Below are 24492 nucleotides of genomic sequence, written 5' to 3'. Positions count from 1 at the left end.
GTCAAAGTGAATTAAACACGCTTCGCGCCGCGTCCTCCGCGTTTACCTTCGGTGTTCTTTTTCAGCGACGAAATGCGTTCCTCACTATCTTTCAGGAAGCGTGACATTTTATCCTCAAATGAAGGTTTACCCGGTGCAGGCTTGAAAGAACGGCCTCCACGATCGCGGTTGAAACCACCGCCACCACCACCGCGTCCTTGACTTGGACCTGAACCTCCACCGCCGAAACGGTCGCCTCCGCCTGGTCCTCCCGTACGCTCCGGTCTTGGAGCTCTTGGGGGACGGGCTTCACTTGCCGGCTTGTCAATCGTTTGCTTAATGGAAAGTCCGATTTTGCCATCTTTGTCAACATTAATGACTTTCACCGTCACGACATCATTAATCTTCAGGTGGTCGTTAACATCCTTAACATAGTTATCGGCGATTTCCGAGATGTGAACGAGACCCGTGACACCTCCAGACAAATCCACAAATGCTCCAAAATGCGTGATGCCTGTCACTTTGCCCTCTAACTTGGTGCCCACTTCAATTGCCATAGAATAAAATGATCCTCCCTTAAAATATACAACCGATTTTTTTGCAAAAAAATCCCGCTGTGGTGATTTGATTATACAAAATGGCGGAACCAAGGTCAACTAAGCATTGGCCCGATAATGTTCCTATTTCTGATCTCCGATGATTGGCGTCTCTTCCGGTTTGTAAAGACCGTACTTGCTTCTGGCAATCTCGCCAATGTACTCAGGGTCCTTGAGACGATTCACTTCGGTTTGAAGCTGTTGTTCCGTTTGTGTAGCAGCTTGCTTCTGCTTTTCCTTCTGGATGAGCTGTTCATTTCGATCGGCCATAATCATGCCTTGAGAAAAAAAGGTAAAAATTGCCCAACTACCAAAGGCGGCAAGCGATAGCAACCAAATCATGATTCGCCTGCGCCCGCCCGCGTTGGACTTGGACGTAGAAGATGAATGGCGATCTACAGACGAATTACGCATGATACTACCTCCTTCCAAACCATCTTTTCGCTGTGTTTTTCAGTCTGATACCCAGCTTTACGAGCGACTCTGGAGTCCTCCAGCGCGCTTTAAGTGGACCGATCAGCCATAGGATCGGCTTCCAAACCGGCATCAGGATGTATATCAGCATCCTTCCCAGGAACACAATAAGTGCCCATGTCCATCCGACTAGCTTGCGTAACAGCCGATACAGCGCTAACACCGGAAGAACAATCAGGATGCGCAGTATGCTGTTCACGATCAACGTCAGTCTGCGAACTATCTCTAATAACATTACCACAAAACGTTGGGTTGTAACACTAAAGGCCCAAAAATAGAGCCAAACCCCCAAAAGTAGTCCTAAAAAGACATAAAACCGCAGCTCACCGCGATTACTCGCGTATAGCACACGGAAAATAAACAAAGCCGAGGCCACCCAGTACAGCACGTCCAATATATGAACGCTCCAGCGGGCAAAATGAAAGCGGATGGACAGCACCCGGTAGCTGTCAAACACCACTCCCATGGCTATGCCCGACACCAGCATCCACGTTAACGTCAGCCATTGCGTGTAAGGGTTCATTTGAAGATCTTGCCGAATAGGCTTTTTCCGTTTTTAGCCGGGGCCCCGGGCTCCAGGTAGACGAGGGAAGTAATCAGACCTTCAATGGACAACAGTCCCTCTTCTAGGCTGAGGTTTTTGATATGTAAATGTTGTCCGCGAATGGTGAGATGGCCCAGCTCGGTCTGAAGCAAAAATTCTTCACTGTCAAAGCTCTCCACATTGCTGACGCCTGAAATATCGAGTTGCTTGCGGCTTTGCATGCGCAGATCATGGTGCTTCGACTTCCCTTGTTCAATCATGGCATGTACCCCTCCTTCTGTTCTTAGCTTATGAAGGGGGCCGTATGATTTAGAACCGCTTTTGCTGTTAATCAGCATATGATGGACGAAAACTCGTCATCTAAAGAAAAAAAGCATTCCTTCATAAAATAATGAAGGAATGCTTTCATGTACAGTTGTGAGAAAGTCAGATGTCTGCTTACCAGTTTAAACCATTGTCCCTGGCAATAGGCTCTTCCTTTACCAACGTGTACATACTTGCAGCCTCGTCCTTGCGTGTAGTGTCGGCGAGCCGTTCCACTCGCACGGTCACCAGCTTCTGGCCAAACTGGACGGTAATTTCATCGCCTACTTTGACCGCACTGCTCGGCTTGGCTTCGCGTCCGTTCACCAGCACTCTCCCTTGTTCGGAGACGTCCTTGGCTACCGTACGCCGCTTAATCAGCCGCGAGACTTTCAAGAATTTATCAAGACGCATTAGTTAACGGCTTCTTTAAGCTTATTACCGGCTTTAAAAGCAGGAACGGTCGATTCTGGAATTTCAATCGTGTTACCGGTTTGTGGATTGCGGCCTGTACGGCTGGAACGCTTGCGTGTTTCGAAAGTACCAAAGCCGATCAGTTGCACTTTGTCACCGCTAGCGAGTGCATCTGTAATTTCACCAAGAACGCCATTCAATACAGCTTCAACGTCACGTTTGCTCAAACCGCTTTTGCTGGAAATATTGTTGATCAGATCTGTCTTGTTCATAAGATAAAAGCCTCCCAAATGTCAAAAAATAATCATCACGCTACATGTCCATTGATGGAGCAGACGTGAGGTCCAACTGTGGCCGAAGCCCTTCTGAATGTCACTGTAACACGCTTAACTATAAGCTACAGTTATTTTCAGAATTACTACAAGTTATTCTGGCTTGTCCGTAAAAATCCTGCAATGACAGGCGTTTTTTTATTCGACCCCAGTTAAGCCAACATCCTACTACAAAACTCTGCCCATTGGCAAGTCCTCTCAAACTGGGCCTTCTTTCAACCCTGCATATGTCTCATTTTACTGTTCTGTGCAGCCAAAAGCGAATATGTGGAATCACGCTTTACCAAGGAGCTTTTTCGCTTCCTGCCAGTAAGTCTCCATTTCATCTACGCTGCTTTCTTCGGGACGACGCCCCTGCTCGCGTAATTTCTGCTCAATATACTGGAAACGGTCGACAAATTTGCGATTGGTAGCCGACAATGCCTCTTCCGGGTCTACTCCCATAAACCGGGCTGCATTCACGGCAACAAATAGCACATCGCCTAACTCCAGCAACTGGGCTTCCGCAGCATGCCCTTCACGAACCGCTTCCTTCAGCTCAGCCACTTCTTCGTCCAATTTATCGAATACGCCCTCAATGCTATCCCAGTTAAAGCCCACTTTAGCTGCTTTCTTCTGGAGCTTGTACGATTTCATAAGAGCAGGCAGATCTCGCGGAACCCCGTCCAGTACAGAAGGGTATGCCGCCGTCGTGCCTTTAAGCCGTTTTTCCTCAGCCTTCATCTGCTCCCAGTTTTGCAGCGCTTCTTCCGCATCATTCGCTTGATTGTCACCAAATACATGTGGATGACGGAAAATAAGCTTATCATTCAGCCCCTGGATAACATCATACACATTGAAGGTTCCGACTTCCTCTTCCATTTGGGCATGCAGCAAAATTTGCAACAACAGATCGCCCAGCTCTTCCTTCATATGCTCAGGGTCGTCCTCATCTATCGTTTCGATGACTTCATACGTTTCTTCGATCAGATTTTTGCGAATCGACTGATGTGTCTGTTCACGATCCCAAGGACAGCCTTCCGGGCTGCGCAAAATATCGACAATCTCGTGTAAACGGTCAAAAGAACGCCGTTTCAGCGCTTCATCTTCACTGCGAGGTACGTATACCAAGGATAGGTTCCCGTAGCCCTCTACTCGATCCAGCTCGTACAGCGGTACCTTGTGCACCGCTTCCTCCCCTTCTACCCCAAGAGCGTGACCGACATATACCTCATAATCGTCAGGATACCGCTCCATCAGGCACAGCTTCACATCAGAAGCCGTAAAGGTGTCATACACCTGTCCGATCAGCGTATGCAGCTGAGGCTGGAGCCAGCTGGCATCCAGTGTTCCTGCGTCCAGCAGCTGAAAACCCTCAATCGGATCAAAACCAAGACGCACAAAAGCTTCATCCAGGAAACTTTCGCCGCCCAGAATATTCAGTTCAATCCCTTGCGCAGGACAACGCTCCTTAAGCAACTGCACCGCTGCTTCTGCCACCATAGGGTGACCAGGAACCGCATAGACGATTTCGCTTCCGTCTGCCGCCTTAGCAGCCGTCGTAATCAATTGGCTGGTAATTTCCTCGTATACCTCTGGGAAAGACTCTTTTGTCTCATATACCTCGTCAAACGACTCAAAAGCCACCTCAAACTCATTCAGCACTTGAACCGCAGGATGCTCCTTGGTCCGCAGATACAGCGCTGAAGCGCCTCGCATTTTGTTCAATATCCCTATCGTAAGCTGATCCGGATCCCCCGAGCCCAAACCTACGACCGTTAATGTTACGCTCATATCCCATCCTCCGTTTCGCAGAAACAAGGCTCATGCTCGAAAAAATACACGGCCTAACCCCGCCTCCGCTTCCTTTGCTTTGGCATTACTATACCACAAAGTGGTATAGGCTCATAAAATGGCTGTGCCGATTCACGCCGTAAGCCGTATGCCTGGCTAAGCCAGTACACGTAGCCTGCGCAGCACGGCTGCCAGCGGGCGTCCGAGCTTGGGCACCGCCACAAGCTCGGCTTCCGTGATCAGCCTCAAGCGTGCGAGGCCGATCACGAACACTGCGGCGCCTGCGGCTACACCCAGCAGGCTCTCCACGGCTGCCGTGGCACGACCTTCGGCAGCCCACCCCAAGGCACCCAGCACAGCGCTGGTGCCCCACATCGCTGCCCCGGCCGCACCAGCCAGGGCGATAAGCAGCGCCGCCGGCTTGAGCACGCTGGCGGACCAGCTCGCGCGCAGGCCTACCAAGCGAGCCAGCAGCACGATGTTGATCACTGCCGCCAGCAGATAGGCGACAGCCCCCGCAATGGCGGCTCCAGCCGTGCCTAGCTGCGGCACGAGTAGCCAGTTTAGCAGCGCCTTGGCTGCTGCGGCCGCGAGCATCGCCAGAGCCGGCGCGCGAACTGCGCCAAGCCCTTGCAGCAGCGCAGCCGAGAAAATGCTGAGCGTGCCGCCTACGGCGGTTAGCGCCATCCAGCGCATGACCCCGCTGCCGGTGTCGTCCGCATACAGCATCACATTGACGGGCACAGCCAGCACGATCAAGCCTGTCGCAGCGGCCAGTCCCAGTAGCCAAAACCAGCGTAGCGATTGCTCGCACTGGCGACGTGCCAGTTCCGTACCGCCGGTTACCCGGGCCTCAGCCAGCGATGGAATGAATAATGCCGACAGGGTGGTGGCAAACATCATGACTAGCTGTACCAGCGGCAGACCTCGGTTATACACGCCAAAGGCCACCATAACCGCAGTATCGTCCAATCCCTCCTGCTTTAACAAGCGAGGTACAGTAAATGTGTCTACCAGGCTAATTAACGGAACGGCTAGCGCTCCAAGGCAAACAGGCAGGGCATAACGCAGTATCGCCTTTAACAAGGCACCATTGCTTTCCGCTGGGTGTAGCTCTCCAGCTTGTGCTTGCACTGTCGCCATGACCGTCCCTTGCCTTCTAAGCCTCTTCCTGTGATTTCGCCAATATAGCAACATGACGACCAAGCCCGCTGCTCCACCTGCTGCTGAACCAAACACGGCTCCGGCAGCAATCATATCTGCTCCCGCTCCTTGTGACAGCATGAGCAGCAACAGTATAATCATCACGCTTACCCTTATCGCCTGCTCCGTCACTTGGGAAACAGCAGTCGGAAGCATATTTTGCAAACCTTGAAAATATCCTCTCAGTCCCGCCATAACCGGCACGAACAAAAAGGCAAACGCCGCCGCCCTCACCGACGGAATGACGTGAGCATTGTCGATCCATTGACCAATGAGCGGCGCACACGTATACATCAGCACGCCCAGGATTAATCCGAAGACACCCAAGACAAGCGAAGATAACCGAGCAACACGTTGCCCCGCTGCTCGGTTTCCCACTGCCTCAAACTCAGCTACAAATTTGGATATTGCAGCCGGAAATCCAGCAGCTGCAATGGTAATGAACAGCGTATAAAAAGGATAAACCGTATTATAAATGCCAAACACGCCGTCGCCGCCGATATTCTGCAGCGGGATTTTTTGCACTGTGCCGATCAGCTTGCTCGCTACCGCTGCCAGTGTCAAAATGACAGCACCTCGTAGCAGCCGCGAAGCGGCGCGATTTTCCTGCATTCTCCGTCTCCACTCCCACCTGAAATATGCATCTTACCCGAGTCCTATTATACCGCCTCTTCTCACGGAAAGAAAAAAAACCCTGTGCAACGTAGGACGGCTTTCGCCATTCTGTACGTCATACAGGGGTGAAACGGGATGTTACTGTTCCATTTGTTTGCCCAGGAAGCCAGCGGCTGTTTCAGCCATTTTGACCTCCATTTCGGACATTTTTACATTTTCGTCCTTGTTCAACAATACAACGGAACCAATGGGATCACCACCGGAAACAATGGGAGCCGCCACAAAGGACGAGAGTGTTTCTTCGTGGTCTCGCGTTAGCTCATAAGAGCCGCTGGCTGTCTCCAGCACAGTTTTGCGATTATCCATACTACCTTCGATAATGCTACCGATTGGCTTGTCCAGAAACTCTTTTTTAGAGCCTCCAGCCACCGTAATAATGGTGTCCCGATCGGTAATCATTGTAATATGGCCCGTGCTTTCAAACAGGGACTCAGCATATTCTTTGGCGAAATCACCAAGTTCACCAATAGGTGAATACTTTTTCAAAATGACTTCTCCGTCACGATCCACAAAAATCTCAAGCGGATCTCCTTCACGAATTCTCAAGGTGCGGCGAATTTCCTTTGGAATAACTACCCGCCCAAGGTCATCAATACGGCGAACTATACCAGTAGCTTTCATTTCACATGTTGCCCCACTTTCTCAAGAAGAATTTAGTAAACTACTGACGGTATCGAAAGACGCTTCCACTCCCCCAGAAGCGGTCACGAAGAACGTCACGGTCATGGTGTTTATGGTGATATCTGACCATAGTATTCATCTGTTCCCAATTCCTTATGCATGTTCAGTTATTTACCTTCGTTTGTAGCTCCATCTTTGGCTGTTCCTGCCTTGGCATCGCCCGTACCGTTTGTTGTTGCGCCCGGTGTAGTTGTGCTACCGGCACCAGAAGTTGCACCGCTTTTCTCTTGCGTAGCTGGTACCTTCGGCAGATTGATTTTCAAATCAAGTTTCGTCAAATCATTTTCGGTAAAGTTTTGGATACTTTCCCCGGCCAATTTATTTTTCAGGGCAGCCTTTTCGTTGTCTTTCAATTTATCAAACGTTGGCTCATTGCGGGACTCCACTTTGATCACGTGATATCCGTATTCCGTTTCCACCGGCTCACCGATTTTGTTAATCGGTTGGGTCTCAGCGGCCTCTTTAAAGGCAGGTACCCATTGCGCTACGGATGCATTCTCATACAGACCTCCGTTAGACGCAGAACCTGGGTCTTCTGAATATTTCTTGGCAATCGTCGCAAAATCCGCTCCTCCGTCCAGCTTCGCCTTCACTTCTTTCGCCAGCTTGAGGGCATCCTCTTTTTTGCGCTGTTTCTTTGTTTTAGGATCTTGGAAGTTAATCAATACATGACGCACGGTTGCTGTCGTGAATTGATCTTTATTTTTCTCAAATTCCTGTTTTAGCTGATCATCTGTTACTTTGTTAGTTTCGCTGTTGATTACCGTCATTACACGCGTGAAGTAATCTTTCACACCTTGTTCAGTCAGTTTCTTATCACTCAGAAATGTCTTGAACTTATCTTCTCCGACTGACTTTTTATACTGCTCCAGTTGTTCGTTCCCTTCTTTGGCACCCTGCTCCTTGGCTTTGTCGTCCGCTTTAGCCGCCAGAAGCTTGTACACCACTTCCTGCTTTACAATTTGCTCTCGTACCTGATCCGAAGCTAACGCAGCCTCATACTCTGGGTACAGGAATTTCATCATACTGATTTCTTGGTTGAACTCATTTTCGGTAATCGTTCCACCCTTATAGGTCACGACAACCTTGCTGTTGTCCTTCGGTTCATCCTTGACCTTGTTCTCATCCGGTTGCTTCGTACATGCTGCCAGAACCGATATAGCTAGCAGCGCTGCCATTCCCAAGGAGAGCATTCTCCAAGGTTTTCTTTTATTTAGTTGTGGCATTTTGCAGTTCCTCCTTCAATGTGAATGCTTCTTTCAATGCACTCAAAAATTGTTCCAGCAGTTCTAGCAACTGTGGATCATTTAGACCTTTGCCCTTTATGCGTGCGCTCATAGATGTGCCCTGTTCAAATTGTACACGTCTTTCAAAGCGATTGCCAATCTCGGCAAGTTTGGCGGTCTGTACCGCCTGCTGACGCCCTTCATGGAATTTCAACACGATATTGTCATCCCGTTGCACTATGGACTCGATGCCATACATGCGTCCATATACCTTGAGGCGAGCCACGGCTAGCAAATGACGCACAGCCTCTGGCAGATCGCCAAATCGGTCGACCAGTTCATCCTCCAGTTCAGAAGCCTCGTCAAAGGTACTGACCGCTGCAACCTTTTTATAAATCTCAATTTTCTGGATGCTGTCATAAATATAGTCACCCGGCAGGTAAGCATCGACGCCTAAATCAATCGACGTACTCCAATTCCGATTGGACTGATCCTCTTCTCCAAGTACGCTGACTTTACGTTTATTAATTTCCTCAGCCAGCATCTGCGAGTAAAGATCAAAGCCGACGGATGCGATGAATCCATGCTGCTCAGCGCCAAGCAAGTTACCCGCGCCGCGGATGGACAAATCGCGCATTGCAATCTTGAAGCCGGAGCCCAGCTCCGTAAATTCTTTAATCGACTGAAGGCGCTTCTCCGCCACTTCCGTGAGCACCTTATCCCGCTGGTACGTGAAATAAGCATAGGCAATCCGATTGGAACGACCTACACGCCCACGCAGCTGATAAAGCTGGGATAGCCCCATTTTATCGGCATCATGCACAATGAGTGTATTCACATTGGGAATATCCACGCCGGTTTCAATAATGCTGGTGCTGACCAGCACATCATATTCGCCATCCAGGAAATCCAAAATAGTTTTCTCCAGTTCGGTTTCGGACATTTGTCCGTGACCCACGCCCACCTTGGCCTCCGGTACGAGCGCATTGATCTCTGCAGCCATCTCCTGAATGCCCTGCACACGATTATACAGATAGTACACCTGCCCTCCGCGTGCCATCTCGCGTTCAATGGCCTCACGGACTAGAGTCTGGCTATGCTCAACCACATACGTTTGCACTGGAAAACGGTTTTCCGGTGGCGTCTCAATGACTGACAAGTCACGTACACCCAGCATGGACATATGCAACGTACGCGGAATAGGTGTTGCCGTTAACGTCAGCACATCTACGTTCGTTTTCAGCTTCTTCAGCTTTTCCTTGTGGGTTACGCCAAATCGCTGTTCTTCATCGACAATCAGCATTCCCAAATCCTTAAACACCAGATCCTGCGACAACAGACGATGGGTACCAATGACAATATCGACCGTGCCTTGCCGGACCCCTTTAATCGTTTCATTCTGCTCTTTGCGCGAGCGGAAACGGCTCAATACCTGAATATTGAACGGATACCCTGAAAAACGTTCACGGAACGTCTCATAGTGTTGCTGTGCCAAAATCGTCGTCGGTACCAGCACCGCTACTTGTTTGCCTTCAATAGCAGACTTAAAAGCAGCACGAATCGCAACTTCAGTTTTGCCGTAACCTACATCACCGCATAGCAAACGATCCATCGGGCGGCTCTGCTCCATGTCCTTCTTAATCTCTTCGATGGCCCGAATCTGGTCACGTGTCTCATCATACGGGAACATATCCTCAAACTCTTGTTGCTCCGGTGAATCCTTTTCAAAAGCAAACCCTGGTGCCGACTGTCGTTCTGCATATAGCTTGATCAAGTCATCCGCAATATCCTGAACCGAGCTGCGCACCTTACTTTTAACCCGTGTCCACTCATTGCCACCCAGTTTATAAATCTTGGGTTCCTTGTCCTCTGAGCCAACATATTTCTGAATCAGATCAATTTGTTCAATCGGCACTGACAGCTTATCTCCACCCGCGTAGAGGACATGCATGTAATCCTTATGGATACCGCCAACCTCCAGCGTGCCGATCCCCATGTACTTCCCGATCCCGTGATTTTGGTGTACGACGTAGTCGCCCACCTTCAGCTCGCTATAGCTCTTAATTCGTTCTGCATTGTCCACATGGCGGCCCTGCTTACGAGCTTTCCGCTGCTTCTGAGAAAACATTTCACCCTCGGTAATGACCGCCAGGTGAATAGATGGCATTTCAAAACCGCTTTGCAGATTGCCGATAGCCATCGTCGGCTCATCAATACCATAATCCTCAAGCACTCGGCGCATCCGGTCCAGACGTTCATCTCCACTCGCCAGCATCATAACCTGTGTGCCAGCTTTGCGCCAACGATCCATCTCCGCCTTGAGCACATTCATTTGGCCATGGAAATCCTGCATGCCTCGGCAGATGAAGTTCAAAATATTTTGCGGCTGGGTATGAGGAACCTGACGGAGGAAAATCGACAGGAACAACGTCTGAAATCTCCGGTTGTACAGCAGATTGTCCGCGTCGTCTGACAGTTCTAGCTGCGGTAACGTTTTACCGTTTTGAAGCAAATGCAGATTCCATTCTGACTCATCCCGTTCCAGTTGCTTGGCTGTTTCCAGCATACGCGCCGGTTCGTCAATAATCAGAATCGTATCTTCCGGCATATAATCTGCCAGGGTTTTACGTTCAGGATACAGCAGGGAGATATATTTATAGATTTCGTCAAAATACACATGCTCTCGCAGCAACTCAATTTCACGATGGATCTCTTCTTTCAGATGCTGCTTAGCTTGACGATCCGTCATTTTGCCCAGCTGCTCCTCCAACAAAATAGCAGCGGCATCTGCCGCCTGATCCATACGCTGGTTATTCGCAATAACTTCCTTACACGGCGTTACAGTAACGGCCTGAACCTTTTCCACCGAGCGCTGATCTTGCGGATCAAACTTACGGATCGAATCAATTTCATCGTCAAACAGCTCCACACGATAGCCCCAACGGGTTGTCATTGGATAAAAATCAATAATTCCTCCACGTACGCTCATCTCTCCACGTGATTCCACACGCTCTACACGCTGGTATCCCATCTCGACCATATGTAGCAAAAACGCTTCCAGCTGAATTGTTTCGCCTTCTTTCAGCTCAATACGAGCCTCACGCCATGTTTCCGCCATTGGCAATAAACGTCGAACACCAGAAAACGGCACGACAACAATCCCACGAAAACCCTGGGCGCAGCGTATCAATACATCAATTCGTTGGGATAAGGTCTCTGGACTGGATATGGCTGCTTCAGCAGCTACCAGCTCATTGGCAGGATACAATAAAACCTGATCAGGGGAAAGCGCTTCCTGTAAGTCATCTGCTATTTTTTGAGCGGCAAACATATTGTGCGTCATGACCATTAACGGTCGTCCGGTATCTTCGGCAAGCGCGGCCATCAGTACCTGTCGGGAAGAGCCTGATAAACCTGATATCAGTTGTTCCTTCATCCCTGATGATATGCCTGCTGCAATGGATGCATAATCAGCATCCTTCGTAAAAGCCTGAATAAGTGCTTGTAACAAAAAAGGCACCCCTTTATGCTTATAAATAGTTACATGTAAACCGAAAAAGAAGCCTCAGCAATGCTGCCAAGGCTCCATAAGCGGAATTGCCGCTTCACCTCTCAAGCTGGTACATCGGACCAGTTGAATACCTGTTATTGGAGCGGATTAACGAGCAGACTCAGCTCTGGATTATTCTCCAGTGCCTGACTGCAATGCTCGCAAATGACTTTGACGGTCACTTCACCGCCCGAATTATACGCTATTATATCTCTACGTTCGGCAGGGGTCAAGGAATGGAAGCCTAACCTTTCTTCGGTTATTGCCGCGGAATCAATTCGTCCCAAGAAAGTTCGACAATGTCTGCATACATAATTAACAACCATGTAATGTATATGCCTCCTGAAAGTTTTCTATACCTTTCAGTATGTCCAACAATCTTCCATTTAAGCCCGTCTGCCTACGTCTAAACTTACTTGTTGAATTCAGCCATCGTCCGTTCAAACGGATGACTCAAGCTGTATTCTAAGGCGTTGCACGTGTCCTCGATCATTCCGGCCAGCAATTCTTTTTCCTTCTTTGGAAAGGTACCTAGAACATAATCGACAATAGCATGTCCAGGCTCCGGGCGGGAAATGCCCATGCGAATCCGATTGAAGGACTGCGTGCCGGTATGTTGAATGATCGATTTAATGCCGTTATGGCCGCCTGCGCTACCTTGATAACGCAATCTTATTTTACCGACTTCTGTATCCAGGTCATCGTACACGACAACCAGATCTTCCATATCGGCCTTATAATAGTCCATATAAGCACGTAGAGACTCGCCTGATAGATTCATATAGGTCATTGGCTTAATCAGTACAGTTTTCACGCCACCAATGTGGCCCTCTCCAATCAACGCCTTGCATTTGCTTTGGTTAATCTGGATGTTATGACGCGAGGCAAGAGCATCCAATGCCATAAATCCGACATTATGTCTCGTTTTCTCGTATTGGGGACCGGGGTTACCCAATCCTACAATCCACTTCATAACCTTGACACCCTCTTTCACAGTCTGGATTTTTTGGTAAAATAGTTGTATTGAGGATTTTGCAAAAATCTAATAAGCGACTTTCAATGAACAATATATAGATCGAAATGGTCTAGTTCGTCTATATATTGCACTTTGGAGCGACTGGAATCGAATTTTGCAAAATCCTGTTATGAATAGGAAGGTGCGTGCCGGTATGCTCAATCAAGGTGATATCCTCTTATATGACAGCCATTTTCTATATCATTTAAAACATTCCGTTCCTGTCCAGGTTTATGACGGGAATGTACATATCCAGATTGGCATCGTTGCGCGTTTTAATGAGCATTTCGTCGAAATAGAGGACACACTATACAATCGTCAACGTTTCACATTCATATCTCGCCCAGGCTTTTAGCCTGACATGCTGATAGGGGTTACCTTTTCCACATGGAAAAGGCAACCCCTTTTTAATGAGCCAGCGCTTATTCGATTTCAAACAGTTTGCTGATCGACAATTCTTCATGCACACGGATGATAGCTTCTCCCATTAATGGAGCCACAGACAATACCTTCAGCTTGCTTGTCGGATTCGGGTGAACGATCGGGATCGTATCCGTCACAACCACCTCTTTTAATGGCGAATTCTCCAGTCTTTCCATCGCAGGACCAGACAATACGGCATGTGTACAACACGCATACACATCTTTTACGCCGCCTTCTTTAAGCGCATTTGCACCTAATACAATCGTTCCGGCTGTATCAATGATATCATCAATTAAAATAGCCGTTTTACCCTCAATGTTCCCGATGATGTTCATCACTTCACTGACATTTGGCTCTGGACGACGCTTATCAATAATAGCGAGCGGCGCACTCAGGAAGTCCGCCAGCTTGCGCGCACGAACAACCCCGCCATGATCGGGTGAAACGACAATCGGGTTCTCAATTTGCTTGGAACGGAAATATTGGGCCAGAATTGGTGCTCCCAGCATATGATCCACTGGAATATCAAAGAATCCCTGAATCTGCATCGCATGCAAATCCATACTGATTACGCGGTGAGCCCCCGCCTTTTCAATCAAGTTAGCGACAAGTTTCGCTGTAATCGGATCGCGTGAACGAGCTTTACGATCCTGACGAGCGTAACCGTAATATGGCATAACGACATTGATACTTTTGGCAGAAGCGCGTTTAAGTGCATCAATCATAACCAATAACTCCATCAAGTTGTCGTTAACCGGCAGACAAGTTGACTGCACAATATACACATGGCAGCCGCGTACGCTTTCCGACAGCTTAACCTGGATTTCACCGTCACTAAACGATGTGGTATGGGATTCCCCCATTGGGATGCCGATGTAGTCCGCAATCTGGTGGGCTAACTTCGGATTGGAGTTACAAGTAAATATTTTGAGTTTGGAATCGCAATAAGTCATTAATAGAAACCCTCCGTGCTGGTTCATTCATTACAGATTCAACAGCTTGCTGATTAAGGTCATTCCGATCTTTTCTTCTTCGCTTTGGCACGTGCGCGGATTTTGTCCGCATATCCGACTTTGTTCTCTTGACGTGGTCTGGCAATAGCCAGATCGTTATCAGGGACAGCATGTGTTACAGTGGAGCCTGCTACAACATAAGCACCTTTTCCAATCTTAATCGGGGCGATCAGATTCACATTGCTGCCAATAAAGGCATCGTCTTCAATTTCTGTAATGGATTTATTATATCCATCATAATTGACCGTTATTGCCCCGCAGCCAATATTTACATTTGTACCCACCTTGGCATCACCGACATAGCTCAAATGAGACACCTTGGAATGATCTCCAATGGTCGCATTTTTCACCTCAACAAAGTCACCAATTTTCACATGTTCGCCAAGCTTCGCGCCTGGACGCAGATAAGCAAACGGCCCCACAGATGTACTGCTTCCCACTTCCGCTTCGTTCAACACCGAATGTTTTACCGTTGCGCCTGAATGGATAATCGTATTCTGAATCTCAGCCTGCGGACCAATCACACAATCTTCTCCGATTTGTGTTTGACCATGCAGCCATGTGTTCGGGTACAGTACCGTATCGGAACCAATAACAACCTCGCTCCCGATATAGGTAGAAGACGGATCAATGACAGTGACACCATTCAGCATATGCTTGCGAACGATGCGCTCACGCATATAACCCTCAGCTACCGACAAAGCGACTCTGTCGTTAACACCGATGGATTCAGACACATCATCTGTCAAATACGCCTCAACCTGTTCACCTTCACCATGCAAAATACCAATGACATCTGTCAGGTAATATTCCTGCTGTGCATTGGTGTTCGTTACCTTGTCCAGCGCTGCAAACAGCTTGGCATTGTCAAAGCAGTACGTTCCCGTATTGATCTCCCGGACAGCATCCTCCTCAGGTGAACAATCTTTCTGTTCCACGATCTTGAGCACGGCCCCGGAAGCATCACGGATAACTCGTCCATATCCTTTCGGGTCGTCCAACTCAGCGGTCAAAATCGTCGCAGCTGCCCCATGGCTCTCGTGCAATTGCACCAAGCCTTCTAGCGTTTCCGCTGTGATCAAAGGAGTATCCCCACAAATGACAATGGTTGTACCCTTTTCCTGACCGAGCAAGTCCTTGGCTTGCTTAACAGCATGGCCCGTTCCCAACTGCTCTGCCTGAAGCGCATATTCTGCCGACGGTCCCAAATAAGACTGTACCGCCTCTGCTCCATGACCCACGACGACTACACTTCGGGACACACCGATTTCACGAACCGTGTCGAGCACATGCCCAACCATCGGTTTTCCGCACACCGGATGCAGAACTTTATATAATTTGGATTTCATACGTTTTCCCTGCCCTGCGGCAAGAATGACTGCCAACCTTTCCAACAAGTCCAACCTCCTATCCTGAAAATAACAGTTACCCCTTGGCTAAAACGTTAATTCCCAGATCAGATTTTGCTTAACTTTTCACAATCCTCCTGAAAAATAACGGCGAACCTTTGGTTAATGGCTATTTTTTCAGGCCAGCTTGTGCTGGACATTCATCCCCGGGACGCATCGCTGCCTAGTCCCTGTCTTATGAAAAAGCCGCTTCGGCAGCCCGGATGGCTCCAAGTTGCCTTAAAACTGACTGTTAACTCACTAAAGAATATATCTCATTCCAGACAAAAAGAAAAGAGAGCCACAGTTAGTGGCTCTCTTTTTCTTTTGTTCCCCAATCCTGCTTTAGGCGAATTAAGCGCCTTCTTCAATAGCAACTTCTTCATCCACAGCCGCACGTTCGTACTCAGTCAATACAGCAGCTTGGATCTTCTCACGGGTTCCTGAAGATATCGGGTGAGCGATATCGCGAAACTCTCCGTCTGGAGTTCGTTTGCTTGGCATAGCTACGAACATCCCGTTATTACCGTCGATAACTCGGATGTCATGAACAACGAACTCGTTATCAATCGTAATGGATGCAATCGCCTTCATTCTTCCTTCTGAGTTCACTCGGCGGAGTCTAACATCCGTAATCTGCATGTGTGTTTCACCACCTTTTTCCAAATAGGACTTGGTGTATACATTCCACACAGCAGTTCGAAATCCTTCTTTTTTTCGGCAATTCGTATCCTAAATTCAGGTAATTTTTTTGAAAAGATTTCTTTTCGACATATTTAGGTATTTTATGATGGATTGTGACAATTTACAGCCCTGTTCACTCATCAAAATAATTGCCCAGCTTGACCGTAATTTGCTTGCTTCGAGAATCGACTGCGGTCAGATTCGCCAGTGAAATATAATCGTGCAGCAGGCGCTCTTCGTTCTCCACCTCGCCCGATTCTACCAGCACACCTACACCGGCCACCTCAGCATCAAACTCAGCCAGCAAGTCGACCATCCCCTGAATCGTGCCACCGGCCTTCATAAAATCATCTACGATGAGCACACGCGATTTCTCACGCATCGCACGTCTGGATAATGACATCGTATGCAGGCTCTTTTGTGATCCTGAAACATAATTAATGCTTACAGCCGAGCCTTCTGTCACCTGATGATCACGCCGTACGAGAACGACTGGCAAATTCAGCTGTGCTCCGGTTGCATAGGCAAGTGGAATACCCTTGGTCTCCACCGTCATAACCACATCAATCTGACGATTGGCAAAGGCGGTCGCGAATATTTTACCAGCTTCGTTCATCATCGCAGGTTGGCCCAGCAAATCGGACAAATACAGGTATCCTCCCGGTAATATGCGGTCAGGCTGCTCCAGTTGCGCACACAGGTCGTTCGCAAACGCAAGCGCATGCTGCTTGGAAAGCCTCGGGATCAGTTTCACGCCCCCTGCCGCTCCCGCCAGCGTCAGAAGCTCGCCAGTACCTTCATCCTCAAATACTTCCTTGATGATGGCCAGATCCTCGCTTATGGACGACTTAGCTGCCCCGTAGCGATCCGCAAAATGAGTAAGAGGCACCAGCGTATGCGGCCGTGACAATAAAAATTGCGTCATTTCCACCAATCGTGAGCTTCTTTTAAGTTTTTTCACAACAATTCCTCGCGATCTATTCTCCTGCCGCCCGCTTCGTACAGTAAAGCACCGGCGGACTGGCCGGTTGCTGGCGGAATGTAAGTGATATAGTGAAATCCGAATATTTAATAGTAAATATATCATCTTCGTACGTATTTGTACAACAATTGCCACTATAATAAGAAAGAAATATCTAAAATCAGGTCAAAAGTCGTACTGCGTACACATCTTTACAAAACCCTCTTAGTCCATTGTAAATCCGTGGCACTTTGGCTTCCTTCGATACTAGTCCGAACACCGTAGGTCCACTACCTGACATCAGCACACCGTCTGCTCCTAAGCGGATCATGGAGTTTTTAAGATGCTCTACCTCTGGATACAGCTTTAGTGTTACATCCTCCAGTACATTCCCCAGTGCGTTGCATACATCGGTAAAAGAAGCGTTACGGATCGCATGCTCCATCTGGCGTGCAGACGGGTGGTGCGTAATCTGATCCGCTTTGACACGACCGTACACTTCAGCCGTCGATACATTAATCGGCGGCTTCGCAAGGATCACCCAGCATTGTGGCGGATTCGGAAGTGGCTTGAGCAGTTCTCCGCGTCCACTCGCTAAAGCTGTACCCCCTGTAATACAGAAAGGTACATCTGAGCCCAGCTCCGCACCCAGCACCCTTAATTCGGCATCCGAGATACCAAGCTTCCATAGCTTGTTCAGTCCACGCAGCGCTGCGGCAGCATCACTACTTCCACCCGCCAACCCTGCTGCCACCGGGATATGCTTATCCAGATGGATGTGGACGCCCGTAGACACGTTATAACGTTCTTTGATCAGACGCGCAGCCTGAAAAGCCAAATTCTTTTCATCCAATGGTATGTACCCGGCTTGACTTGAAATAATAATGGTATCACGCGGTAACTCAGACATCGTCAATCGGTCAGACAGATCGACCATGGTCATAATCATTTCGACCTCGTGATAACCATCGTCCCGTTTACGTAGAACATCAAGCATTAAATTGATTTTCGCCGGTGCTTTTTCATATATTTTCAAGGCGTTCACCCACCTTCAACTTTTCCCTCAAGACAGCTTAACATATTATATCAGACTCAGCGTGTCAAGTCATGAGGTTCAAAAAAGCGGAGATGACCCGGTCTAATCCCGGATATCCCCGCTTTTCATCAGCACCACCGATGGCTACGATTTGCGAGAAGCAGCCTGCTCAGCAAGCTGGATGGCCCGCTTGACCATATTGCCCGCATCCTTGGCTTTAATGCCTCCCCAGCCTTCTTCCTTGACCGTGTCGTAAAATCCAAGATCTTTGGCCAGCTCGTACTTTAGCTCCTCCGACATGACACTCCGTCTTCTTCGGCTCATACATACGCCTCCTTCGGCAATGGAATAAGGAAGATCATTCCCGGCTTAGTATGTGCAGAGATGTCATGCTTCATCCTGCTCTGTATATACAAAACGGCCCCGTCATTTGAAATGACGAAGCCGTCGTTAAACCTGCAAAGCTGGTATAAATCACGAAATGAATTAAGGTGTTTCAAAATATTCGACTACACTTGTATGGGAGTCGGGATCATATACGCTGACTTCCACCGACTCGGTAAGGATGTCAGCATAGCTGTAGGAGACACGTTTAAACGTCTGTTGCTCCTGATCCAGCTTGACGATAAAAACAGAAGGGTACGTTTCTTCCAAGACACCAGTTCGTTCGACGGTCTTACGGCGTCCGCCGTTAGCCCGCAGCAAAATTTTTTGCCCTACATGTGCGTCGAGACTGCGTTTGATTTCCAACAGCGTATTTTTAGCCATTGCCTAACGACCACCTCTTTCCTTGTCCATTATAACGAATTTTAGAGGGATTGTCAAATCGAGCTAAATATTATAACAACACGAAAAATAAGTTGTCAATTTAATTTTTTGCGAACAGGAATAATTTATATAAAAAATGACAAAAAGCCTCTGAAAGCAGAGGCTTTTTGTTCAAGTCAATCCTATTGGCACATTTGAATCCTAGATTGCAGAAGGCGTTACTTTAAGCGTTGACAAATTTTCAAGCTTCGGCAGGCCGATGCGATAGCTTCCTCTGGTTTCAATTCCACCCACTCCGCGACTGCCGCTGATTGTCTGGTGAAACAGGTCCCCCATATTCACCGTATCACGGATCGAAGTAAAAGCCGCCTTGGCAGCCACGTAAACGGGGTCCAGCGCGTGAATCAGGATACGCCCTGGTGAGCTGGCGAAGTTCGCTCCCGCACGCAGCAGCGCCTCAAAATGGGACTGGCACGCCCCCGCTACAATGGTCAGCGAATCCAGATGACGTTCATATTGTCTTGCTACCTGAATTGCCGCCACAAAATTTTGCGAATTTTTATAACTTTTCAAGCTGTACAAATCGTAAGGCTGTGGCTGCTTTAGCACGCCATCATGTCCGGTAATCACTACAATATCCGGACGGATACGGGGAAGCAGCCGGTACAACGTATCCGCCATTGCCGATTCATGAACGTGATGTCCCTCTGCAGGAACACGGAGCTGTTCATATAAACTGAGACATTTTTTCAAATAGCCGGGATCCCCATCCAGATGAAGAACCTTTCCCGGCATTTCAAAATACGTTGACTCGACTGGATCACTCCAGTCCCCAACCAGAGCTGCCTGACTACGAGCAGCTTGCTGCTGGCGTGCCCGTTGCAACAGATTAAGAGACTCACCAGCCTTAATGTGAGCCTGCTGAGTCTTACCGCTAATCTGGTCTGCAGGCACTCTGACCAGATCGTTCACCGGGGAATCGGCCAGCAACCGAAATTCTATTCCCTTAATGATCGCTTTATCCCGCTGGATGTCCTCAACGCGAAACGTGACATCTCCGCCGTACGATTTCCGAACGACCAAGTCTCCTAAACTCATCACACTGTATCACCCCTCGTATATCGTATGGGTGAATGCACAGTTTGGTTCCAGCTTAGGATATACCTGCTTCCACCAGAACAGCACTGAGACGCGCAAATTCCTCAATACTTAGCGTTTCTCCTCGACGGGAGGGTTCAATACCAGCTTGTTGCAACAGCGGCTCCAGCGTGTCCCTGTTCTCTTTGGTGAAGAATCGGCTTTTTAAGTTATTGGAAATCGTTTTACGACGCTGGGCAAAAGCAGCATGAACCACTTCAAAGAAGTGCTTCTCATCCACCACTTCCACCGGAGGGGCTTCCCGTACACGCAACCGAATGACTGCAGACTCCACATTTGGCTGGGGAATAAATACTGTATTCGGTACAATACAGACCAATTCAGGTTCGCTGTAATATTGTACTGCAATGCTCAGGCTACCGTAATCCTTCGTTCCAGGAGACGCAGCCATACGCTCAGCCACTTCTTTTTGGATCATAACGACGATATTCTCCAAAGGGAGCTTGTCCTCCAGTAGCCTCATCAGAATCGGTGTAGTAACGTAATACGGCAGATTAGCCACGACACTTACTTTACTCACGTCTGCAAAATCAGCTGCAAACACCTCGCGTAAATCCAGCTTCAGCACGTCTCCATGACGTACCTTCACATGCTCATAAGGGGCCAACACTTCTTCGAGAATTGGCAGTAGCCGCTGGTCAATCTCGACAGCGGTAACTACCTTGGCCGATTGCGCCAGCTTCTCAGTCAAAGCGCCAATCCCAGGACCAATCTCAAGTGCGCCCTTCGTCTCATCCAATCCGGCAGCATTCACAATCTTATTGAGAATATTTTGATCAATCAGGAAATTTTGTCCCAAACTCTTTTTGAACGAAAAACCGTGCCGTTGAATAATTTCCTTTGTACGCCGCGGTGTTGCTATATCTTGAATTCCTGTCATACGGATATCACAATCCTTCACTTTCAATTTGTGCCAGCGCTCCGGCAAATTCCTCGCGGCTGATCTGAAATACAGAGAGCCGTTTATGTAGCTGCTTTCCGTTACAATAACCAATACCCAGCACATTCCCTAAGGCCATACGGCGTGCAGCAGCATTGGGGTGGGTGATAAGTCCAGCATCAATCAGGTCCGCCCACTCAATCAGCGGGTCGGCGCCTTCTACTGTCGTATGAACCCGTGCGAGAGCGTGTCTGATCGCTTCCGGTGAGGCATTCTCCACACCAATATCTCCTTTGCGCGTCGCTTCTGCCTCGGGTATAAAGGCCTGCTTGCAGCCGGGTACCTTGGAAGCGATAATCTTACGGATGCGCTCCCCTGCATGATCGGGATCGGTTAAAATGATGACCCCCCGCCGCTCCTGCGCCAATGCAATTTTACGCAGCGTCATTTTATTAATGGCTGAGCCGCCAGTTTCTATCGTATCCGCTTCAACAGCGCGGCGAATGGCCACCGTATCATCCCGGCCCTCTACCACGATCACTTCCTTGATCATTTGCATTTCCCTCCACTGCTACACAGCAAGCTATATTTATCTTTCCCTGCTTTTGAAAACAAAATAAGAAGAGGATATCCTCTTCTTAGCATGGCATAACTATGTTGTTAATACTATCGCATTGCCCTCAACATACACAACCTGTTTTAGTTGATTTCAGGCTTTACCGGTCCGATAACATATACGGTTTTACCGTGCTTACGACCAAATTGGTTGGCTCGGCTCAAACTCTCATAATACACATCGATTTTGTGGCCTTTAATCGCGCCACCGGTATCCTCCGCACGGCGGAAGCCCACTCCTTCGATATACACCCACCAGCCGATTGGAATTATACTCGGATCGACAGCGATGGTACGGCCTTCCGTCACGCGCGTGCCGGATGCAGTACGTGTACCGATACCTGGCTCCTGTGAGGAATACGCCGTCATGGAGACATTTTGTAAAACTTTGCTATATTTAAAATTGACGCCTGCTTTACGGACAGCACTGCCCGAACTAACCGTTGTTGTCTTAACCGCATCATTGGGACCGACGGAAGCAGCAAGAACGACCGGCTTTTTCTTCGTTCCTACCGCAATAACCTTATCCACACGGTTCTGTGCAACTTCCTTGTTAACCAGCTGTTTGGATACCAACTTTCCATCATGATATACCTTTTGAACGTGCTGGACTACCACACCCGATTTGCCGCTTTGAATGACCCGATTATCGCCTTTATAAAGACTTGGATCGGCCGTTTTGATGACCTGATAAGGCACCTGTTTTTTCTGTTCGACCTGCTGTTTCTTCACACGGACGATTTTTATGTCCATGTTAGACGAAACAGAGGCATCCAACGCAGGATAAACTTTATCCGTTGACGATAATTTATAGCCCGAGGTACGAATGGCACCTTCTACTGTATTTTCTGTTGTGTACAGCTTTTTCGTCTCATTGCCTGAAGATACTTTAACTTGATTGGCACGTTTAATGACTACGCGGTCCCCATCCTGTACTGCTCCATTTAGCGGCATAGAAATTGTATCATGCGGCTGAAGTGAAATGGAATGCTCGCTCAGCAAATCTTGAAGCTTGGATTCCCGGGTTTCTACCGCAGATGCCTTGCCATCAATGACAAAAAAGACTTGTTTTTTAGATTGCGTGTACATCAGAATTGAAATCATAATCGTTAGCGCGATTAGAAAAATAGCAACCAAAGCAGCCTGGCGCACATTCTCTTGCTTCCAACGCAATACGTAAGACATGCTGGATGAGCGTGACTCATGGGTCTCCTCTTTTTGGAAAATGCCCATTTCCTCCGTCCTCCTTACATAGCCCGCCGTCTGGAGTAAGACATAGTTGAGATTTGACGTGACTATAACAGATTTTCTACAAGACAAGCCCAAACTGCGACTGTCCTGCACCATGTACCCGTCTTCGCGGCATGCTGTCCTCCCCTGTTTAACCACAGTATGATGACAGATTTTCTTTTATTCACAACAAAAAAAGCCAAAGAAAGAGACTAGAGAGCTCTTTCGTGGCTTCCGGCATGTGTGAATATGCGGGAAAACTCATGCACGAGATGGCTTCTCTCTTGTTACGCTTACGGGGTTAGCTGTCGGGTTCGGACGTAGAGAGTCGCCCTAGCTTGGGTCAACCGCTCATGGCGGTCGCCTTCACATTCACCCCGAAGACCCAGAAAGAAATCGAAATACGGCTCCTCCACCTGTTCAATCCCATCCGGGAAAAGAAATTAGGTCGAGCCGGCTGGCGGAAGGGACGTTCCCTTCTTGCACATACGCCGGACATACTGTAAGCCATATCGGTTCCCCCGTTCCCTGTAAAAGGGACTCAGCGAGACTGGTTCATGAAATGACTTGTTGATGTTTACATTCAAACAACAATTCACTGAAAAGATGATATCCTGTTTCTATGCATGTTGTAAAGCAGGTTTCAAGTACATTTTTCAAAATATTCGGTTAAAATATTGTAATATTCTCGAGTTTCCTGCAACAAATTCATGATTAGCTTCGTCTATCTCTTTATTTTGATCGATTTCTTCGCTTTTTTATTGAATGTCAAATCGTTCCAAGGCATTTTGGGTCGTTATTGACACTAATTCCTCCACTGTAATCCCCTTAATTTGGGCTGCAGCCTCTGCTACCAGTCTCACATGCGCAGACTCATTTCGCTTCCCGCGAAACGGATGCGGCGTCAGGTAGGGCGCGTCCGTTTCAATGAGCAGACGGTCCAGTGGCACCTGTGCCAGCACCTCTTTTGGCTGCTTGGCATTTTTAAACGTAATAGGACCACCGAAGGAAAGGTGAAATCCCATATCCAGCACCATTTGGGCTGTCTCCCAGCTCCCAGAAAAGGAGTGCATGACTCCGCCAATCTCACCCGCTTTTTCCTCACGCAAAATCTTAACAATATCTTCATGGGCATCCCGGTTATGAATAACAATGGGCATTTTGAGCTCACGAGCCAGACCAATTTGATTTCGAAACACCCGATGCTGAACATCCTTCGGTGATGTATCCCAATAATAATCCAGACCGATCTCTCCGATGGCTACGACCTTCTTATGACTGCATAACGATGCAATCCATTCTAAATCTCCCTCTTGCATTGTAATCGCATCCTGCGGGTGCCATCCAACTGCCGCATAAATAAAATCATACGTCTCGGCCAATTTCATGGTGGATGGAATGGTCTCACGATTAAATCCGATATTGATCATCCGCGTTACTCCTGATTCGACAGCACGTGCTATAACTTCTTCACGATCTTCGTCAAATTGTGGCGCATCCAAGTGAGTATGAGTGTCGAACAAATCCAAGGTTTACATCTCCTTTTTTTACTTACATTTCTATATAGTTGT

The 24492-nt window shown here is 48.3% G+C and carries 26 protein-coding genes and 1 riboswitch; of the genes, 1 reads left to right on the top strand and 25 read right to left on the bottom strand.

The genetic code is table 11. The annotated features are described in order from the left end of the window. Window positions 1-11: 11 nt before the first annotated feature. The 13 genes from JOD82_RS27240 to pth form a co-directional block, all read right to left on the bottom strand. Window positions 12-536 (bottom strand): S1 domain-containing RNA-binding protein, encoded by a 525-nt coding sequence (locus JOD82_RS27240; RefSeq protein WP_014279051.1) that lies wholly within the window; start codon window positions 534-536, stop codon window positions 12-14. A 123-nt stretch (window positions 537-659) separates the two neighbouring features. After that, the gene (locus tag JOD82_RS27235) at window positions 660-989 is read right to left on the bottom strand and encodes an FtsB family cell division protein (RefSeq protein WP_029514621.1); all 330 of its coding nucleotides are present in this window, start codon (window positions 987-989) and stop codon (window positions 660-662) included. Between the two features lie 4 nt (window positions 990-993). Beyond that, window positions 994-1572 carry a spore cortex biosynthesis protein YabQ gene (gene yabQ, locus JOD82_RS27230; protein ID WP_029514620.1) on the bottom strand — a complete coding sequence of 193 codons (579 nt, stop codon included), beginning with the start codon at window positions 1570-1572 and terminating at the stop codon, window positions 994-996. After that, complete coding sequence (gene yabP, locus JOD82_RS27225; RefSeq protein WP_025721693.1) at window positions 1569-1853, bottom strand: sporulation protein YabP; 285 nt, start codon at window positions 1851-1853, stop codon at window positions 1569-1571. Before yabP ends, yabQ begins: the two co-directional genes overlap by 4 nt. A 178-nt stretch (window positions 1854-2031) precedes the next feature. After that, window positions 2032-2310, bottom strand: a complete 279-nt coding sequence (locus JOD82_RS27220; RefSeq protein WP_016818913.1) for an RNA-binding S4 domain-containing protein — start codon at window positions 2308-2310, stop codon at window positions 2032-2034. Continuing rightward, window positions 2310-2582, bottom strand: coding sequence for an HU family DNA-binding protein (locus JOD82_RS27215; protein ID WP_007428028.1), 273 nt, complete (start codon window positions 2580-2582; stop codon window positions 2310-2312). The genes JOD82_RS27220 and JOD82_RS27215 overlap by 1 nt, the downstream gene beginning before the upstream one ends. A gap of 333 nt (window positions 2583-2915) precedes the next feature. Then, a complete protein-coding gene (gene yabN, locus JOD82_RS27210) occupies window positions 2916-4415 on the bottom strand; it encodes a bifunctional methyltransferase/pyrophosphohydrolase YabN (RefSeq protein WP_209950316.1) in 1500 nt (499 codons plus the stop codon). 156 nt (window positions 4416-4571) lie between these two features. Further along, the gene (locus tag JOD82_RS27205) at window positions 4572-6230 is read right to left on the bottom strand and encodes a putative polysaccharide biosynthesis protein (RefSeq protein ID WP_209950315.1); all 1659 of its coding nucleotides are present in this window, start codon (window positions 6228-6230) and stop codon (window positions 4572-4574) included. A 141-nt stretch (window positions 6231-6371) separates the two neighbouring features. Continuing rightward, a complete protein-coding gene (gene spoVT / locus JOD82_RS27200; RefSeq protein WP_029519371.1) occupies window positions 6372-6914 on the bottom strand; it encodes a stage V sporulation protein T in 543 nt (180 codons plus the stop codon). Between the two features lie 167 nt (window positions 6915-7081). Further along, window positions 7082-8200: a peptidylprolyl isomerase gene (locus JOD82_RS27195; RefSeq protein WP_209950314.1), complete on the bottom strand. Its 1119-nt coding sequence runs from the start codon at window positions 8198-8200 to the stop codon at window positions 7082-7084. Beyond that, window positions 8184-11711 (bottom strand): transcription-repair coupling factor, encoded by a 3528-nt coding sequence (mfd, locus tag JOD82_RS27190; RefSeq protein WP_029519373.1) that lies wholly within the window; start codon window positions 11709-11711, stop codon window positions 8184-8186. Before mfd ends, JOD82_RS27195 begins: the two co-directional genes overlap by 17 nt. Window positions 11712-11845: 134 nt before the next feature. Then, window positions 11846-12076 carry an anti-sigma-F factor Fin gene (fin, locus tag JOD82_RS27185; RefSeq protein WP_007428020.1) on the bottom strand — a complete coding sequence of 77 codons (231 nt, stop codon included), beginning with the start codon at window positions 12074-12076 and terminating at the stop codon, window positions 11846-11848. A gap of 86 nt (window positions 12077-12162) precedes the next feature. Continuing rightward, the gene (pth, locus tag JOD82_RS27180; RefSeq protein WP_029519374.1) at window positions 12163-12723 is read right to left on the bottom strand and encodes an aminoacyl-tRNA hydrolase; all 561 of its coding nucleotides are present in this window, start codon (window positions 12721-12723) and stop codon (window positions 12163-12165) included. A gap of 196 nt (window positions 12724-12919) precedes the next feature. Here pth and JOD82_RS29660 point away from each other — a divergent pair, with 196 nt between their 5' ends. Next, entirely contained in the window at window positions 12920-13120 is a 201-nt protein-coding gene (locus tag JOD82_RS29660) for a hypothetical protein (protein ID WP_029519375.1), read from the top strand. Window positions 13121-13187: 67 nt separating this feature from the next. Here JOD82_RS29660 and JOD82_RS27175 read toward each other — a convergent pair whose 3' ends face one another. The 12 genes from JOD82_RS27175 to JOD82_RS27115 form a co-directional block, all read right to left on the bottom strand. Further along, entirely contained in the window at window positions 13188-14141 is a 954-nt protein-coding gene (locus tag JOD82_RS27175) for a ribose-phosphate diphosphokinase (protein ID WP_013308125.1), read from the bottom strand. 59 nt (window positions 14142-14200) lie between these two features. Further along, complete coding sequence (gene glmU, locus JOD82_RS27170; RefSeq protein WP_209950313.1) at window positions 14201-15598, bottom strand: bifunctional UDP-N-acetylglucosamine diphosphorylase/glucosamine-1-phosphate N-acetyltransferase GlmU; 1398 nt, start codon at window positions 15596-15598, stop codon at window positions 14201-14203. Window positions 15599-15943: 345 nt separating this feature from the next. Then, window positions 15944-16231, bottom strand: a complete 288-nt coding sequence (gene spoVG / locus JOD82_RS27165; protein ID WP_007428016.1) for a septation regulator SpoVG — start codon at window positions 16229-16231, stop codon at window positions 15944-15946. A gap of 175 nt (window positions 16232-16406) precedes the next feature. Further along, window positions 16407-17234, bottom strand: coding sequence for a pur operon repressor (gene purR / locus JOD82_RS27160; RefSeq protein ID WP_013308122.1), 828 nt, complete (start codon window positions 17232-17234; stop codon window positions 16407-16409). Between the two features lie 181 nt (window positions 17235-17415). Further along, entirely contained in the window at window positions 17416-18270 is an 855-nt protein-coding gene (gene ispE, locus JOD82_RS27155; RefSeq protein ID WP_029519377.1) for a 4-(cytidine 5'-diphospho)-2-C-methyl-D-erythritol kinase, read from the bottom strand. 144 nt (window positions 18271-18414) lie between these two features. Then, on the bottom strand, window positions 18415-18594 hold the full coding sequence (locus JOD82_RS27150; protein ID WP_007428013.1) for a small, acid-soluble spore protein, alpha/beta type: 180 nt from the start codon (window positions 18592-18594) through the stop codon (window positions 18415-18417). Between the two features lie 162 nt (window positions 18595-18756). Continuing rightward, window positions 18757-19038, bottom strand: a complete 282-nt coding sequence (gene veg / locus JOD82_RS27145) for a biofilm formation stimulator Veg (protein ID WP_013308120.1) — start codon at window positions 19036-19038, stop codon at window positions 18757-18759. 201 nt (window positions 19039-19239) lie between these two features. Continuing rightward, entirely contained in the window at window positions 19240-20136 is an 897-nt protein-coding gene (gene yabG / locus JOD82_RS27140; RefSeq protein ID WP_023986432.1) for a sporulation peptidase YabG, read from the bottom strand. A 55-nt stretch (window positions 20137-20191) separates the two neighbouring features. Beyond that, window positions 20192-21076: a 16S rRNA (adenine(1518)-N(6)/adenine(1519)-N(6))-dimethyltransferase RsmA gene (rsmA, locus tag JOD82_RS27135; protein ID WP_209950312.1), complete on the bottom strand. Its 885-nt coding sequence runs from the start codon at window positions 21074-21076 to the stop codon at window positions 20192-20194. 7 nt (window positions 21077-21083) lie between these two features. Then, complete coding sequence (rnmV, locus tag JOD82_RS27130; protein WP_013308117.1) at window positions 21084-21629, bottom strand: ribonuclease M5; 546 nt, start codon at window positions 21627-21629, stop codon at window positions 21084-21086. Window positions 21630-21775: 146 nt separating this feature from the next. Next, the gene (locus JOD82_RS27125; RefSeq protein WP_029519383.1) at window positions 21776-22924 is read right to left on the bottom strand and encodes a resuscitation-promoting factor; all 1149 of its coding nucleotides are present in this window, start codon (window positions 22922-22924) and stop codon (window positions 21776-21778) included. Between the two features lie 271 nt (window positions 22925-23195). After that, window positions 23196-23478, bottom strand: a riboswitch (cyclic di-AMP (ydaO/yuaA leader). Window positions 23479-23679: 201 nt separating this feature from the next. Next, the gene (locus JOD82_RS27115) at window positions 23680-24450 is read right to left on the bottom strand and encodes a TatD family hydrolase (protein WP_209950310.1); all 771 of its coding nucleotides are present in this window, start codon (window positions 24448-24450) and stop codon (window positions 23680-23682) included. Window positions 24451-24492 lie beyond the last annotated feature (42 nt).

It is taken from the genome of Paenibacillus sp. 1182, from assembly GCF_017833915.1.
GTDB classification, from domain to species: domain Bacteria; phylum Bacillota; class Bacilli; order Paenibacillales; family Paenibacillaceae; genus Paenibacillus; species Paenibacillus polymyxa_D.
The sequence above is the reverse complement of the archived record's forward strand: the minus strand, read 5'-3'. Positions and strand labels throughout refer to the sequence as shown.